Origin of the sequence: Synechococcus sp. R5-13 (assembly GCF_047462015.1) — a bacterium.
Taxonomy (GTDB): domain Bacteria; phylum Cyanobacteriota; class Cyanobacteriia; order Thermostichales; family Thermostichaceae; genus Thermostichus.
On record NZ_JANSIL010000094.1, the window covers coordinates 1 to 14,671 of the forward strand.

Below are 14,671 nucleotides of genomic sequence, written 5' to 3' on the forward strand. Positions count from 1 at the left end.
CAGAGCAGGCTCAGGGCTACTGAAAGCCCGCTCCGTACCGCTTTAGCGGTCGGAGTCGGGTAGTTTACAGGACAATCCCTTTCACGACAACAGAAGAGATCCCGGAGCTGTTCTGCTTAAGACCTAGGGAGTCGGTGTGGCAGAGGGGATGCGCAGCTCCACAGCCGTATCCAGGCGAGAGCGTGGGGGTGGGGCTTCTCCCTGAGCCAGTTCTAGGTACTGGGCCAGCGGGTGATGCTCCTTCCAGCGGGATCCCACCTCAGCAGCCATCTGGGTGACTTGGATTTGATAAAGCTGGGCCAGCTCGGCAGCATTGAGGTTGCCCCGCTCCACCTGATCGCGACTGGCCTCGGCCAGGATATCTACCACAAGGTTGCCTTGCTCATCAAACCGCCACAGTTCCAGGCGGCTGCGGGAACGCAGGCTCAGCTCCGTTGGCGAAGCCGGTCGGGTGAGGACATCGACGCGGGCAATGACGATGGCTTCCAGGCCCAGGTAATCGAAAAATTGGCCCACCGCCTCCGGCTTGCGGCGATCCCACTCAAACAGCTCGTAGATGGGCCAGCCCACCTTCTGCAAAATGGGCTGAATGCGACGGTTGTCCAGGGGCACCACCTTCTCGCCGTTGGGGATCAAGCCCAGACGCACTGCCTCTATGGCCAGGCGCTGGCCCAACAGTTGGGTGTGCTCCAACCCTCCCACCCCCAAAATGCCAAGGCGACGACGGGGTTGAGGCCGAATGGGCACCTGCAAAACCACATCCACAGGGGTGGTCAGGCCCGCTTGCAGCAGGATCTCCTGCTCTGCCTTTTCATAGTCGGGGTGCCACACCGTCAACAGCCAACGCCCGGCTGGGGCTTGGTCTAGCTCAAAAGCGCCCCGCTCATCGGTTTGAATCGGCTGATTGGGGTTCTCCATGCCCTCCAACTGCACCTGTGCCCCCGCCACAGGTTGTCCCACGCTGTTGCTCACCTGCCCCACCAGCCGCGCCGTTCCCTGGGGCTGCCCTCTGTTTTGGGAGGGAAACAACGGCGTCAACCGCGGAATGGGGGTGGCCGGAGCCTGAGCCAGCGCTCCTGAAGCCAGTGCCAGCCAGCCGCAGAGGGCCAGACTGCCTGTTCGCGAGAGCGTTGCGTAGCGATAGCTAATCCTGTGCCGGAGAGGATGAAAGAAGAAAAAAGGCATGGCGAAGGTTGCATCCGGTAGTAGCAGTCGGTTCTATTCTGCTCCGCACCCCTGACGCGAACAGGGCAAGATCCTGCTGCAGGGATCCTCACCCCGAAAAGGGGTTGTTGGCTTGCCATTGTTGGACAAACACCGGCACCATGTTGCGCACCTGCAGCCGAAACAGGCCCGCTGCCGCATCTTCAAACATCGGATCCCCGCCCACATCATCCCGCCCATAGGCTTCGTAGTAGCGAGCCCGATCCCCAGGCCGATCCCTCTGCAAGTCCACCACCACCACCACCCCGCGGCTGCGCAGCTGGTTGGGGGTGAAGTTGGGAATTTCCACCGGCACCGTCGGGGCCACAAAGCGTAAGGCCGTATTCAGCAGAGAGTTGCCCTGGCGGTTGTAGTCCCGCGAGATCTGCATCTGGGTCAAAAGGATGTAGCGCAATCCCAGGGCATCCCCGATGGCCTTCAGCTTGGCCAAGTCGGCGGTGTAGCGCTCATCCCGATCCAACAACGTTAGGCCCTGGGTGAGGGGCAGAAGCGGCTCAAACCGAGGATCCGGCCCCAAAGGCCCCTTCAAGAGCAGTACCGGTCGCTGGGGCTGCAACTCCTTCAGGGCCATGCTGAGGTGGCGGGCCAGCTCATCCGAGTAAACGGGTTCATCCGGCAAAAGGCCAATGCCCTCCGGCTGGCGGGTCGGTTCCCCTGGCGGCAGGCGAATATCCTGAGTGGAGACAAAGCCGGCCCGGACTTCCACCTGGGTGCTGGTCAGGGGAAAACCCGGCACCTCCACATCCACCAAATACAGGCCGGCCGGCAGTTCCGGCAGCACGTAAGTGCCGTCGGCAGCAATGCGGACGGTTTGCCTGGGTTGGGTTGGCGTGGCGGCCAGGTGCAAAACCCCGGTCTGAACGGGTTGGCCGGCAATATCCAGCACCCGCCCGGTCACCACACCGCGGTTGCCTGGAGAGGGGACTCCCCCGTTCAGGACCTCTGTCCCGCCGTCGCCAACTTGAGCCTGAATATCCTGCAAACGGCGCAAAGCTGGGATCCCTGCTGCCACCACCCACAGATCCCGACCGTCTAACATCACCAGACCCGTCGGTTGTCCCTGCAGCCGCAGTGAGGCTGCCAATCGCCCCGTCTGCAAATCCACCAGTTGCAGGCGGTCGCTATCGCGGGAGGTCACGTAAGCCCAACGTCCATCCGGGGAAAGGGCCAGCCGCGTCGGTCGCCAATCCAGGCCAACCCGCTGCAGGGCCTCGCCGCTGCGGCTCAGATCCAGCACTGTTAGATCTTGGCTGCCGGAGTTGAGCACCACCAAGCGTTGCCGTTCGGCATCCAAAGCCATCGCTTCCGGAGTATTGCCGCCGCGCCAACGGGCCAACAACTCCCCATTGTCTGGGTTGACCACCAGCAAACTGAGGGGATCCTCCCCGGCTAGGCCCACAAACAGGGATCCCCGCTCCGCATCGTAGGCCAGCGCCAAAGGAGGGCCGGGCATCGGCAAATTGCGGGCTTGCGGCTGCTCTGAGGGGTCGCTTTGGCGTTTGTGCTCCGCACCGCTGCTGCGAAGGGGAGCAGCCATCACCGCCAAACTCTGGGCAGAGGGCAGGGAGGCAAAAACCCGCCCTGTGGCCGCATCCACGGCAATATCCAAAACCCCTGCCGGCAACCCATAAGCCTGAATCAGCTCCCCCGTCAGCAGATCGAGGGCCACCAGCCCAGGGGCATTGGGGCCAGAGGCGTAGACCACCTGCCGTGCCTCATCCACCCGCACCACACTGGGAGCAAACCCCACCGCCACCTGCCACAGGGGATCCCCGCTGGCCCCATCCAGCAGAGTCACCGCCTGCTCCTCCAACAGCCCAACCGCGACCCAGCCCCGATCCGGTACCCCATCGATGCGATCGGCAGAGCTGCGCAACGGCAAAAGCCAATCCCCCTCTGTCCTCAGGCCGTTCCCATCCGCAGAAAAGTTCCTCCCAGCAGAGGAAGAGCCTGCCTCCGGCGAAGGGATCCCTTGCCCCAACACAGGGGATCCCAGCCCCAGCACACCACTCAGCACAACCAGCCATTGCCACCGCATGGCCTTCTCCACCCCACAGTCGCGCCTACTTTGACTCAGGAGATCCTCGCCCAACCAGCATAGCCAACCCGACTGTCCGCTCGCTGTCAGCAAACCCAAACACATTTTGACAGGTTGCCCAGACGAACATAGAATGGATATTCGCTGGTTTTGTCAGGATCAACCATGAAGGTGCGGCCTTCCGTCCGTCGGATCTGTGAGAAATGCCGAGTCATCCGCCGCCATGGTCGGGTGATGGTGATCTGTTCTTCCAACCCCAAGCACAAGCAGCGGCAGGGCTAGAGGTTCGATGCAGGATGTGTCCAGCCTGCAATGGGAGACAGAGGCAAAGGCTTCCGACACAACCGAGCAAAACGTTGGCTAGACCTCTCGGTGAGCATGGATCCCAAGACCGGCATCTCTACAGCAACATTTCTCTGAATGAGGATCCCATCTCAGGCAGGCAACTCAATCCTTACTGGGCAAGTGTGTTCGAGTTGGTTTGATTTGAAAGGTACCCCTGACTATGGCACGGATTGCGGGAGTTGACATCCCCCGAGAAAAGCGAGTGGAGATTGCCCTGACCTATATTTACGGCATTGGGCTGACCCGCTCCCGCCAAATTTTGGCGAAGACCGGCATCAATCCGGATACTCGTACCCGCGACCTCACCGACGCTGAGGTGGCCGCCCTGCGAACGGTGGTGGAGGGCGAATACCAGGTGGAAGGGGATCTGCGCCGCCAGGAGGCGATGAACATCAAGCGGCTGATCGACATCGGCACCTATCGAGGTCGTCGCCATCGCCTGGGTCTGCCCGTGCGTGGTCAGCGCACCCGCACCAACGCCCGCACCCGCAAGGGGGTCAGGAAAACGGTGGCCGGCAAGAAGAAAGCTCCTGCCAAGAAGTAGTCGCTCGGCTTTGCGCGGAAGGCAGAAGTCTTCCACCATCCCGAATCCCAACCCCAAACAGTCGATTGCAAGGACACCTGGATCATGGCTCGGCAGCAACGGCGCGGACGTAAAGTCAAAAAGAACATCCCCAATGGGGTGGCCTACATTCAGTCCACCTTCAACAACACCATCGTCACCATCACGGATCCCAACGGCGATGTGGTGTCTTGGGCCTCGGCAGGTTCTACGGGCTTCAAAGGGGCCAAAAAGGGCACTCCCTTCGCCGCCCAAATGGCAGCAGAAAGTGCGGCGCGTCAAGCCATGGAGAACGGCATGCGCCAGATCGAAGTGATGGTGAGCGGGCCGGGAGCCGGTCGAGAAACCGCCATTCGCGCTCTACAGGCAACGGGCTTGGAAATTACCCTTATTCGAGATATCACCCCCATTCCCCACAACGGTTGCCGTCCCCCCAAGCGGCGGCGTGTCTGAAGGATCCCGCGTTGAGGGCTGGTCGAGCGTCTGTAGGGGGTTTTCTCCAGAGCTACGCCATGCCCCAGCGAAGGTCTGCCCAAGCGTGAGATGACCTCGAAGTTTCATCAGTTCTCCAAACGGATATCGAGCCAGACGGACGGGGCCACTATGATGATTCAAACCAGCCGAACCCTCCCCCACTCTCTCGGCAGCAAAGCGAGCTCAAGCGCTGTTGCTTACCAGACCGAGTGTGTTGAATCTCATCGGGATGATAACGGCGTTCACTACGGCAAATTTGCTCTGGGGCCACTGGAGCGCGGCCAAGGGATCACGGTGGGCAACGCTTTGCGGCGGGTGTTGCTCTCCAATCTAGAAGGGACGGCGGTGACCGCTGTACGCATTGCCGGGGTGACCCACGAGTTTTCCACGGTGCCGGGGGTGCGGGAAGACGTGATGGAGATCCTTCTAAACATGAAGGAGCTGGTGCTGCGCTCCAGTTCCCCCGAGACTCAGGTGGGCCGCTTGGTGGCTCAGGGGCCAGGGGAAGTTACTGCTGAGAAGCTGCAATTGCCCAGCGATGTGGAGGTGATCAACCCCCGTCACCACATTGCCACCCTGGCGGAAGGGGCGATTTTGGAAATGGAGTTCATGATTGGCCGGGGACATGGCTACCGCGCCGTCGATTACTCCGACAGCAAAGCGATGGCGATTGATTTTCTGCAGATCGACTCTGTCTTCATGCCGGTGCGCAAGGTGAACTACGCTGTGGAAGCAGCTCGGGTGGGCCAATTCCTGGAAAAAGATCGGCTAGTATTGGAAATCTGGACCAACGGCAGCCTCACCCCGCAAGAGGCCCTCAGCCAAGCGGCCCGCATTTTGGTGGGCTTGTTCGCACCGCTGCAGGAGGTCAGCTTCGATGCTCCTGTGCCGCCCAAGCCAGACGAGGACAACCAAAAAAACCAGATCCCCATCGAGGAGCTACAGCTCTCGGTACGGGCCTACAACTGTCTGAAGCGAGCTCAGATCAACACGGTAGCCGATCTGCTGCTCTATACCGAGGAAGATCTGCTGGAGATCAAAAACTTTGGCCAGAAGTCTGCCGAAGAGGTGGTGCAGGCTTTGAAAGCCCGCTTTGGTCTGACACTGCCCCGCACCCGCGAAAAAGGCAAGGCCTAGAGTTTAGGTTCCGTCTCAAGCATCTGCACCGCTAGCACAACCGCGTCAAAACGCAAGGATCCCCGAAGAGTGTAGGACACAAGACAGAGGTTACCATGCGCCACCGCCGTCGTACCCCCCACCTCAATAAGCCCGCCGACCAGCGCAAGGCCCTGATGCGGGCGCTGACCACGGCTCTGCTGCGGGAAGGGCGGATCACCACCACCAAAGCCCGCGCCAAAGCCATTCGGGCCACCACCGAGAAGATGATTACCCTGGCCAAAGAGGGATCCCTGGCGGCGCGGCGACAGGCGCTGGCCTACATCTACGACAAGGAGCTGGTGCGCTCCCTGTTTGAGCAGGCTCCTGAGCGCTACCGGGATCGGCCCGGTGGCTATACCCGCATCTTGCGCACCGTGCATCGGCGGGGGGATGGAGCAGAAATGGCGGTCATCGAGCTGGTGTAGCGGAAAGGGATCCATGCCGTACCGTCGCATTGCCCTGAGAATTCAGTACCTCGGCAGCAGGTTCTATGGCTGGCAGCGCCAGGCAGCCCGCCGTACCGTGCAAGGGGTGCTGGAGGAGGCGATTGCGTCGCGGGCGGGGCATCCGGTAACCCTCTATGGGGCCGGTCGCACCGATACGGGGGTTCATGCTGCAGGCCAGGTGGCCCACTTCGACACCACCTCCGGTATCCCTGCGGCGGAGTGGTCGAGGGTGCTGAACGACTGTCTGCCGGAAGATGTGGTAGTGCTGGCTTCTGCTCAAGTGCCTGACTCCTGGCACGCCCGCTTTTCGGCTCGCTGGCGCCGTTACCGCTACCTGATCCTGAACCGGGAGCGACCGGATGTGTTCTGGCGCCTCTTTAGCTGGCAAGTGCGTTGGCCTCTGCAGGTGGAGCCGATGGCGGAAGCCCTGAATTCCCTGCTGGGGGAGCACAGCTTGGAAGCCTTCCGGCGGCGGGGATCGGATCGGCCCCACTCGCGGGTACAGGTGCAGGAGGTGCTCTGCCAGCGGCTGGGGGACTTGATCAGCATTGAGGTGCAGGCCAGCGGCTTCCTCTACCGGATGATGCGGCTCTTGGTGGGATCCCTAGAGGTGGTGGGCCGGGGCCAGCTCAGCCCGGCACAGTTTGTCCACCTGTGGCAACACAACGACTGGAGCCAGATGCGCACCCGCTACAGCGCTCCTCCGCAAGGGCTGTGCCTGACGGATGTGGGCTATGCTGCGGATCCCTTCGGTCAACAGTTCGCCCACTCGCCGCCCTTTTGGGCCTTGCCCACAGAGCCTCCCTCCGCCCTCCGGTCGCCGGCTGCGTTGGCCCATTCCTGCGGTTGATCTGGGCGATCTCCAAGCTTGTCCTGATATGTTTCCTTGGCTGCCATGAACAAAACTCCCCTTCCCAACCCCGAGACTCTGGCGCCCCGCTGGTATCTGGTGGATGCTGCCAATCAGCGCCTGGGCCGCTTGGCCGCCGCTGTGGCCACCCTCTTGCGGGGTAAGCATAAACCGGACTTCACCCCTCACCTGGATACGGGGGACTATGTAATTGTGATCAACGCTGAGAAAGTGGTGGTCACTGGCAAAAAGCGCACCCAAAAGCTCTACCGCCGCCACTCTGGCCGTCCTGGCGGCATGAAAGTGGAAACCTTTGCCCAACTGCAGGCGCGCCTGCCGGAGCGGGTGGTGGAAAAAGCGGTCAAGGGAATGTTGCCCCACACCCGTTTGGGCCGGCGGCAATTCACCAAGCTGAAAGTTTATGTCGGGCCAAACCACCCTCATGAGGCCCAGCAGCCCCAAGTTTATCCCCTCAACACGATCCCAGGAGCCAAAGCATGACTCAAGCGAGCAGCCAACGAGCCGTTTATTGGGGAACGGGACGCCGCAAAACCGCCGTTGCCCGCGTGCGTTTGGTGCCCGGCACGGGCAAAATCATCATCAACGACAGGCCGGGAGACCAGTATCTGCAGTATCAAGAAGCCCTGCTGGCCAGTGTGAAGGGGCCGCTGGAGATCCTTGGTCTGGAAAACTCCTACGATATCCTAGTGCGAGCCCATGGCGGCGGTGTTCACGGCCAGGCGGATGCGATCAAGCTGGGGGTGGCGCGCGCCCTCTGTGAGGTGGATCCGGCCAATCGCGGCCCTTTGAAAGTAGAGGGTTATCTGAAACGGGATCCGCGCGCCGTGGAGCGGAAGAAATACGGCCTGCGCAAGGCCCGCAAGGCTCCCCAGTACTCGAAGCGCTAGGGATCCCTGCCGTTGTTTTTAGAGGAAGATGTTGATAGACAAGGGTATAGAAACAGGCCCAGAGGAGGAAAGGGTTATGCCCAAGAAAGGATTGCACCCGCAGTGGTATCCAGAAGCCAAAGTCATCTGCAACGGCGAAGTGGTGATGACGGTGGGATCCACCAAGCCGGAGCTCAGGGTGGATGTTTGGTCGGGCAACCATCCCTTTTTCACCGGCAGCCAGAAGATCATCGACAGCGAAGGCCGGGTGGAGAAGTTCATGCGCAAATACGGCATGAGCGGTGGCAAAAAGGCCAAGTAGAGGTTCCCCCATCTGGGTGTGGGCAATACTTGGATTCCTGGGTATCGCAAGTCTATGGCTTCTGCTCAACTGATCGACCAGCTTAAGAATGTCGAAGCCACCTTTCAGGAGCTGACGGTGCGCTTGGCCGATCCGGACGTGGCCACGGATCCAGCTGAGCTGCAGCGGATTGCCAAGGCCCGCTCCTCCTTGGAGGCCACCGTCCAGGCTTTTCACGACTGGCAAAAGCTGAATCGCGATCTGCAACAGACGGAAGAACTTTTGCGGGAATCGGCCTCCGACCCGGAGCTGGAGGCGATGGCAAGAGCGGAACTTGAGCAACTGCGGGCCCGCCAAGAACAACTGGAGGAAAAGCTCACCCTGCTGCTGCTGCCCCGGGATCCCAACGACGACAAGAACATCATGTTGGAGATTCGCGCTGGCACCGGTGGGGAGGAGGCGGCGCTGTGGGCGGCGGATCTGGCCCGCATGTACACCCGCTACGCCGAAAAGCTGGGCTGGTCGGTGCGTCTGGCCAGCCTCTCGGAAGGAGAGCTGGGGGGCTACAAAGAGGCGATCCTGGAGATTCAAGGGGATCAGGTGTACAGCAAGCTCAAGTTTGAAGCTGGCGTGCATCGGGTGCAGCGGGTGCCCGTCACCGAAGCGCAAGGCCGTGTCCACACCTCGACGGCCACGGTGGCGGTGATGCCAGAGGTGGACGAGGTGGAGGTGGTCATCGACCCGAAAGACATCGAAATCAAAACGGCACGTTCTGGGGGGGCAGGCGGCCAAAACGTGAACAAGGTGGAGACGGCGGTGGATCTTCTCCACAAGCCCACCGGGATCCGGGTGTTTTGTACCGAGGAGCGTTCCCAACTGCAGAACCGCCAGCGGGCCATGCAGATTTTGCGGGCCAAACTCTACGAGATGAAGCTGCAGGAGCAACAGGCCTCCATCAGCTCTGCTCGGCGCATGCAGGTGGGAACGGGATCCCGCTCGGAAAAAATTCGCACCTACAACTACAAGGACAACCGCGTTACCGACCACCGCCTCAACCAGAATTTCCCTCTGCAGCCCATCTTGGATGGGGAGCTGGACGACTTGATCCAAGCTTGTATTGGCCTTTACCAAAAAGAGCTGTTGGCGGAGCTATCCTAGGCCAAACTGAGTTACCGCCAGCGAATGGGATCCCTTCTCGAGGACCTTTCCTCTGCCGAGCTAGCGGTAGAATAAATACCCACGTCGAGTGCCTAAACCCCCATGCTGGCCGAATACCGCCAACACGCCGCTGCCCGCGAGGCCCAAGGGATCCCGCCGCTGCCCTTAAACGCTGCCCAGACCAGCCAGGTGTGCGAGCTCCTGAAGGCCCCGCCTGCCGGCGAAGAAGCCTTTTTGTTGCACCTCTTAACAGAGCGCGTCCCGCCGGGGGTCGATGAAGCCGCCTATGTGAAAGCGGGCTTTTTGGCCGCTGTGGCCAAGGAGGAGGTTGAATCCCCGTTGATCACTCCCCTGCGGGCGGTGGAGCTCTTGGGCACCATGCTGGGGGGCTACAACGTCCAGGTTTTGCTGGATCTGTTGCGGGATCCCCGGAGTGAGATTGCAGCGGCAGCAGCCCGCGCCCTCAGCCACACCCTGCTGGTTTTCGATGCCTTTCACGACGTGCTGGAGCTGAGCCAGTCCGGCAATGCCTATGCCCAACAGGTGATCGAGTCCTGGGCCAAGGGCGAATGGTTTACCGCCAAAGCTCCCCTGGCCGCAGCAATCACTGTAACAGTGTTCAAGGTTGCCGGCGAGATCAACACCGATGACCTTTCCCCCGCCGCCCACGCCACCACCCGCCCGGATATCCCCCTCCACGCCCAAGCCATGCTGGAGTCCCGCGCTCCGGGATCCCTGGTCACCATTGCCGGGCTGAAGCGCCGCGGCCATCCCGTTGCCTTTGTGGGGGATGTGGTGGGCACCGGCTCCTCCCGCAAATCCGCCCTCAACTCGCTGCTCTGGCACATCGGCCACGACATTCCCCATGTGCCCAACAAGCGGGCTGGGGGGGTGATCCTGGGGGGCACCATTGCGCCCATCTTCTTCAACACCGCCGAAGATGCCGGGGCCTTGCCCATCCAGTGCGATGTCTCCCGCCTGGAAACCGGCATGGTGGTTACCATTTGCCCCTACGAAGGCGTGATCCGCTCTGAGGCCGGCCAGGTTCTCTCCACCTTTTCCCTGCGGCCCGTGACTCTCCCCGACGAAGTGCGGGCGGGGGGACGTATTCCCCTGTTGATTGGCCGTGCCCTCACCGACAAAACCCGCCAAGCCTTGGGTTTGCCTCCCTCGACCTTGTTTATCCGCCCCACTCCACCGGCAGACACCGGCAAAGGCTATACCCTAGCGCAAAAAATCGTGGGCAAAGCCTGTGGGTTGCCAGGCGTGCGCCCGGGCACCAGTTGTGAGCCCCTCATTACCACGGTGGGATCCCAGGACACCACCGGCCCCATGACCCGCGATGAGCTGAAGGAGCTGGCCTGTCTGGGCTTCAACGCCGACCTGGTGCTGCAGAGCTTCTGCCACACCGCCGCCTATCCCAAGCCGGTGGACATCCAGATCCACAAAGAGCTGCCCGACTTTTTCGCTTCCCGCGGGGGCGTTGTCCTGCGTCCCGGCGATGGCATTATCCACTCCTGGCTCAACCGCATGCTCCTGCCGGATACCGTCGGCACCGGGGGCGACTCCCACACCCGCTTCCCCTTGGGGATCTCCTTCCCGGCAGGATCCGGTCTGGTGGCCTTTGCCGCCGCCATGGGGGTGATGCCCTTGGACATGCCGGAATCGGTGCTGGTGCGCTTTAAGGGGGAACTGCAGCCGGGGATCACCCTGCGGGACATTGTCCATGCCATCCCCTACGTGGCCATTCAGAGGGGGCTGCTCACCGTTGAGAAAAAAGGCAAGAAAAACGTCTTTGCCGGGCGCATCATGGAGATCGAGGGCCTGCCGGATCTGAAGGTGGAGCAAGCTTTTGAGTTTACCGATGCCTCGGCAGAGCGCAACTGTGCCGGCTGTACCATCAAGCTGAGCATCGAGACGGTCTCAGAATATCTGCGCTCCAACGTGGTGCTGCTGAAGAACATGATCGCCCGCGGCTACCAGGATGCGAGAACCTTGCTGCGGCGCATCGCCAAAATGGAAGCATGGCTGGCCAACCCCACCCTCCTGGAGGCGGATGCCGACGCCGAATACGCCGAAGTCATCGAAATTGACCTCAGCACCATCACCGAGCCGATCGTCTGTGCCCCCAACGATCCCGACAAGGTGATGACCCTGAGCGAAGTCCATGCCCAACACGCCGCCGGCAACCCCGATACGCCGATCAAGATTGACGAAGTTTTCATCGGCTCCTGCATGACCAACATCGGCCACTACCGCGCCGCCGCCAAAATCCTGGAAGGCCAAGGGCGGGCCAAGGTGCGCCAATTCTGGATCTGTCCGCCCACCCGCATGGATGAGGCACAACTGCGCTCGGAAGGCGTATACGGCATCTTTGCTGCCGCCGGGGCCAGAACGGAAATGCCGGGATGCAGCTTGTGTATGGGCAACCAAGCCCGCGTGGAAGACGGGGCCACCGTCATGTCCACCTCCACCCGCAACTTCAACAACCGCATGGGCAAAGACGCGCGGGTTTATCTGGGATCCGCCGAGCTGGCCGCCGCCTGCGCCCTTTTGGGCCGGATCCCCACCCCTGAGGAGTACCGAGAGATCGTCTCCACCAAGATCCAGCCCTTTGCCGGCGAGCTGTATCGCTACCTCAACTTCCACGAGATCCCTGGCTTTGAGGACGAAGGACGGGTCATCCCCCCCGAGCAAATGCCCAAGATCGAGGATTTGCTCGGGATCCGTTCTTGAGCAGGGTGGAGTAGGATTCCAAATCTGCCCTGGGTCGCCCTGATACCATGGCAGGGATCGCCCCATCGCCCTGGAGAAAGCCCAATGGCCCTGAATCCGAAGATGATCCGCCGCATCCACCGCACCCTTGCCCCCATTCTGGCCCTGCCGTTGGTGGTGACGGTGCTGACGGGATCCCTGTATCAAATTGCCCGCCTTAACGAAAACTTCGACTACTACTGGCTGATCCAAATCCACAAAGGGCAGTGGGGCCCCCTCGACCTGCAAGCGGTTTACCCCTTCTTAAACGGACTGGGGCTGCTGGTGATGGTGGCCACCGGTCTCAGTATGTGGTTACCCACAAAACTCCATCGCCGCCCCAAACATACGGAGTCCCAGAGGGTTTTGGATGGATAAACCTGTAGGGTAAACACCTAAGAAACATTCCAGAAAACCCTACATTTCCCGGAACGGATTTGACTACACTAGAAGCATAGAGGTTTTGCTTGCACCTCTAAAGTTGAGCCCCAAAAGCTAAGCTCCAAACTCGAACTGGAAGTCAAAAAAGCAAAGTAATAGAGGAGGAGGATGCTCTATGGCTCTTGTCCGCTGGGATCCATTTCGGGAAATTGACGAAATTCAACGGGAAATGAACCGGATGTTCGACCGGTTGATCCCTCGCACCACCGAGGCCGACGGCTTCGCCTTCATGCCGGCAGTGGAGATGCACGATGATCCCGAAACCATTACCCTGAAGCTGGAGCTGCCCGGCTTGAACCCCAACGACTTGGATATCCAAGCGACAGCCGAAGCGGTCTCCATCACTGGGGAACGGCGATTTGAGAAGCGCTCTGAAGACAAAGGGGTAACCCGGACTGAATTCCGTTATGGGCGCTTCCAACGGGTGATCCCGCTGCCGAGCCGGATCAAACACGATCAGGTGAAAGCCGAATACAAAGATGGGATCCTCACCCTGACTCTGCCCAAAGCGGACTCTGAAAAAGCCCAAGTGGTTAAAGTGAGCGTTGTCTCCTGATGGCCTAGAGGTTAGGCAACTTCCTAATAGGGAAAAAGGATCCCATAGAGGTAGGCGATGAGCCTACCTTTTTTTACATTTCGGTTCAAGATTCCATGGCTTCCCAGCTCCCCTCTCCTTCTGGGAAAGGGGCCGGGGCAAGGGCAGGGGCAACGACCATAAACTGGCTTCGCTGCAGGGATCCCCAGCTCTCCCTACCGAACTCAACTCAACTCGATTTGACTTTTGCCCGCCGCTTTGGATAGGGTTTGAGTGCGCAACGGAGCCAAGGTTGAGAGCATGGCCAGCGTTACCTACGAACACGTTACCAAGCGCTACAGAGACACCACCGCCGTCCATGACCTGAACATCACCGTCGAAGACGGGGAATTTCTCGTCTTTGTCGGCCCCTCCGGCTGCGGCAAAACCACCTCCCTGCGCATGTTGGCCGGCTTGGAAGAAGTGAGCGCCGGCTCCATCTACATTGGCGATCGACGGGTGAACGATGTCCCCCCCAAGGATCGGGATATCGCCATGGTCTTCCAATCCTATGCCCTCTACCCCCACATGACCGTGGCCGAGAACATGGCCTTTGGCCTCAAGCTGCGCGGCCTGCCACGGGCGGAGATCGAAAGCCGGGTCAGAGGGGTGGCCAAGCGCCTTGGGATCGAACACCTGCTCAACCGCAAGCCCAAGGAACTTTCGGGTGGGCAACGGCAGCGGGTTGCCGTCGGGCGGGCCATCGTGCGCAATCCGGCGGTGTTTTTGATGGATGAGCCCCTCTCCAACTTGGATGCCAAGCTGCGGGTACAGGCGCGGGCCGAGATTAGCAAGTTGCACATGCAACTGGGCACCACCTTCATCTACGTCACCCACGACCAGGTGGAGGCCATGACCATGGGCAACCGCATCGCCGTCATGAAGGATGGCCGCCTGCAGCAGGTGGATACCCCCCACACCCTCTACACCCGCCCGGCCAACCTGTTTGTGGCCGGGTTCATCGGCAGCCCCGCCATGAATTTCTTCCAGGCCAAGCTGCGGGAGCAGGAGGGCACCCTCTGGATCGATACCGGCGCCTTCCGCGTGGCCATCCCGCCCCACCAGGCGGATCCCTATCGGCAATATGCGGGCAAGTCGGTCATCTTCGGCATCCGCCCGGAAAACATCCACGATCCCCAGTACCAACCCCCAGGGATCCAACCTGCCCCGGTGCGGGCTAAGGTCTCGGTAACGGAGCTGGTGGGCCATGAAGTAATCCTCTATCTCAGCACCAGCGACCGAGAAGGGATCCTGGCCGAGCAGGAGTTTGTGGCCCGCGTGGATCCCCGTACCCAGCTTCGGGTTAACCAGTGGGCAGAAGTGGTCTTCGACATGGATCGCTTCCACCTGTTTGACCCGCAAACCGAGCAGCGGCTGGGATAAAAACGATGACCAAAAAAACTGGGTTACAAGCCCCGCCCTTCTAGGGCGGCTTTTGTAAGATGCTATTCGACAGAAA

At 60.8% G+C, this 14,671-nt stretch carries 16 protein-coding genes; 14 read left to right on the forward strand and 2 right to left on the reverse strand.

Features of this window, described 5'->3' with window-relative positions; genetic code table 11:
* Positions 1-123 precede the first annotated feature (123 nt).
* Positions 124-1,185: a carboxypeptidase-like regulatory domain-containing protein gene (locus NW840_RS07830; protein ID WP_414343510.1), complete on the reverse strand. Its 1,062-nt coding sequence runs from the start codon at positions 1,183-1,185 to the stop codon at positions 124-126.
* Positions 1,186-1,273: 88 nt separating this feature from the next.
* Complete coding sequence (locus NW840_RS07835) at positions 1,274-3,262, reverse strand: carboxypeptidase regulatory-like domain-containing protein (RefSeq protein WP_414343511.1); 1,989 nt, start codon at positions 3,260-3,262, stop codon at positions 1,274-1,276.
* Positions 3,263-3,427: 165 nt separating this feature from the next.
* On the opposite strand from NW840_RS07835, the gene rpmJ reads away from it, so the two are divergent.
* From rpmJ to NW840_RS07905, 14 genes are all read left to right on the forward strand, one after another.
* Positions 3,428-3,544: a 50S ribosomal protein L36 gene (rpmJ, locus tag NW840_RS07840; RefSeq protein WP_011433187.1), complete on the forward strand. Its 117-nt coding sequence runs from the start codon at positions 3,428-3,430 to the stop codon at positions 3,542-3,544.
* A 223-nt stretch (positions 3,545-3,767) separates the two neighbouring features.
* On the forward strand, positions 3,768-4,151 hold the full coding sequence (gene rpsM / locus NW840_RS07845) for a 30S ribosomal protein S13 (RefSeq protein WP_011433188.1): 384 nt from the start codon (positions 3,768-3,770) through the stop codon (positions 4,149-4,151).
* Between the two features lie 84 nt (positions 4,152-4,235).
* Entirely contained in the window at positions 4,236-4,622 is a 387-nt protein-coding gene (gene rpsK, locus NW840_RS07850; protein ID WP_011433189.1) for a 30S ribosomal protein S11, read from the forward strand.
* Between the two features lie 150 nt (positions 4,623-4,772).
* Positions 4,773-5,780, forward strand: coding sequence for a DNA-directed RNA polymerase subunit alpha (locus NW840_RS07855; RefSeq protein WP_414343513.1), 1,008 nt, complete (start codon positions 4,773-4,775; stop codon positions 5,778-5,780).
* Positions 5,781-5,875: 95 nt separating this feature from the next.
* On the forward strand, positions 5,876-6,226 hold the full coding sequence (gene rplQ / locus NW840_RS07860; protein ID WP_011433191.1) for a 50S ribosomal protein L17: 351 nt from the start codon (positions 5,876-5,878) through the stop codon (positions 6,224-6,226).
* Between the two features lie 13 nt (positions 6,227-6,239).
* The gene (gene truA, locus NW840_RS07865; protein ID WP_414331177.1) at positions 6,240-7,097 is read left to right on the forward strand and encodes a tRNA pseudouridine(38-40) synthase TruA; all 858 of its coding nucleotides are present in this window, start codon (positions 6,240-6,242) and stop codon (positions 7,095-7,097) included.
* Positions 7,098-7,142: 45 nt separating this feature from the next.
* Positions 7,143-7,598, forward strand: a complete 456-nt coding sequence (rplM, locus tag NW840_RS07870) for a 50S ribosomal protein L13 (protein WP_011433193.1) — start codon at positions 7,143-7,145, stop codon at positions 7,596-7,598.
* Positions 7,595-8,005, forward strand: a complete 411-nt coding sequence (gene rpsI, locus NW840_RS07875; protein WP_011433194.1) for a 30S ribosomal protein S9 — start codon at positions 7,595-7,597, stop codon at positions 8,003-8,005. Before rplM ends, rpsI begins: the two co-directional genes overlap by 4 nt.
* 76 nt (positions 8,006-8,081) lie before the next feature.
* A complete protein-coding gene (gene rpmE / locus NW840_RS07880) occupies positions 8,082-8,306 on the forward strand; it encodes a 50S ribosomal protein L31 (RefSeq protein WP_414343514.1) in 225 nt (74 codons plus the stop codon).
* A 54-nt stretch (positions 8,307-8,360) separates the two neighbouring features.
* A complete protein-coding gene (gene prfA / locus NW840_RS07885) occupies positions 8,361-9,443 on the forward strand; it encodes a peptide chain release factor 1 (RefSeq protein WP_011433196.1) in 1,083 nt (360 codons plus the stop codon).
* Between the two features lie 102 nt (positions 9,444-9,545).
* Positions 9,546-12,179 (forward strand): bifunctional aconitate hydratase 2/2-methylisocitrate dehydratase, encoded by a 2,634-nt coding sequence (gene acnB, locus NW840_RS07890; RefSeq protein WP_414343515.1) that lies wholly within the window; start codon positions 9,546-9,548, stop codon positions 12,177-12,179.
* An 84-nt stretch (positions 12,180-12,263) separates the two neighbouring features.
* Positions 12,264-12,575: a PepSY domain-containing protein gene (locus NW840_RS07895; protein ID WP_414343517.1), complete on the forward strand. Its 312-nt coding sequence runs from the start codon at positions 12,264-12,266 to the stop codon at positions 12,573-12,575.
* Positions 12,576-12,753: 178 nt separating this feature from the next.
* On the forward strand, positions 12,754-13,194 hold the full coding sequence (locus tag NW840_RS07900) for an Hsp20/alpha crystallin family protein (RefSeq protein WP_414343518.1): 441 nt from the start codon (positions 12,754-12,756) through the stop codon (positions 13,192-13,194).
* 279 nt (positions 13,195-13,473) lie between these two features.
* Entirely contained in the window at positions 13,474-14,595 is a 1,122-nt protein-coding gene (locus tag NW840_RS07905) for an ABC transporter ATP-binding protein (protein WP_414343519.1), read from the forward strand.
* Positions 14,596-14,671 lie beyond the last annotated feature (76 nt).

Coding starts and splice junctions, on each gene's coding strand:
- NW840_RS07830 (WP_414343510.1), bottom strand. CDS start 1,185: ATGCCTTTTTTCTTCTTTCATCCTCTCCGGCACAGGATTAGCTATCGC.
- NW840_RS07835 (WP_414343511.1), bottom strand. CDS start 3,262: ATGCGGTGGCAATGGCTGGTTGTGCTGAGTGGTGTGCTGGGGCTGGGA.
- rpmJ (WP_011433187.1), top strand. CDS start 3,428: ATGAAGGTGCGGCCTTCCGTCCGTCGGATCTGTGAGAAATGCCGAGTC.
- rpsM (WP_011433188.1), top strand. CDS start 3,768: ATGGCACGGATTGCGGGAGTTGACATCCCCCGAGAAAAGCGAGTGGAG.
- rpsK (WP_011433189.1), top strand. CDS start 4,236: ATGGCTCGGCAGCAACGGCGCGGACGTAAAGTCAAAAAGAACATCCCC.
- NW840_RS07855 (WP_414343513.1), top strand. CDS start 4,773: ATGATGATTCAAACCAGCCGAACCCTCCCCCACTCTCTCGGCAGCAAA.
- rplQ (WP_011433191.1), top strand. CDS start 5,876: ATGCGCCACCGCCGTCGTACCCCCCACCTCAATAAGCCCGCCGACCAG.
- truA (WP_414331177.1), top strand. CDS start 6,240: ATGCCGTACCGTCGCATTGCCCTGAGAATTCAGTACCTCGGCAGCAGG.
- rplM (WP_011433193.1), top strand. CDS start 7,143: ATGAACAAAACTCCCCTTCCCAACCCCGAGACTCTGGCGCCCCGCTGG.
- rpsI (WP_011433194.1), top strand. CDS start 7,595: ATGACTCAAGCGAGCAGCCAACGAGCCGTTTATTGGGGAACGGGACGC.
- rpmE (WP_414343514.1), top strand. CDS start 8,082: ATGCCCAAGAAAGGATTGCACCCGCAGTGGTATCCAGAAGCCAAAGTC.
- prfA (WP_011433196.1), top strand. CDS start 8,361: ATGGCTTCTGCTCAACTGATCGACCAGCTTAAGAATGTCGAAGCCACC.
- acnB (WP_414343515.1), top strand. CDS start 9,546: ATGCTGGCCGAATACCGCCAACACGCCGCTGCCCGCGAGGCCCAAGGG.
- NW840_RS07895 (WP_414343517.1), top strand. CDS start 12,264: ATGGCCCTGAATCCGAAGATGATCCGCCGCATCCACCGCACCCTTGCC.
- NW840_RS07900 (WP_414343518.1), top strand. CDS start 12,754: ATGGCTCTTGTCCGCTGGGATCCATTTCGGGAAATTGACGAAATTCAA.
- NW840_RS07905 (WP_414343519.1), top strand. CDS start 13,474: ATGGCCAGCGTTACCTACGAACACGTTACCAAGCGCTACAGAGACACC.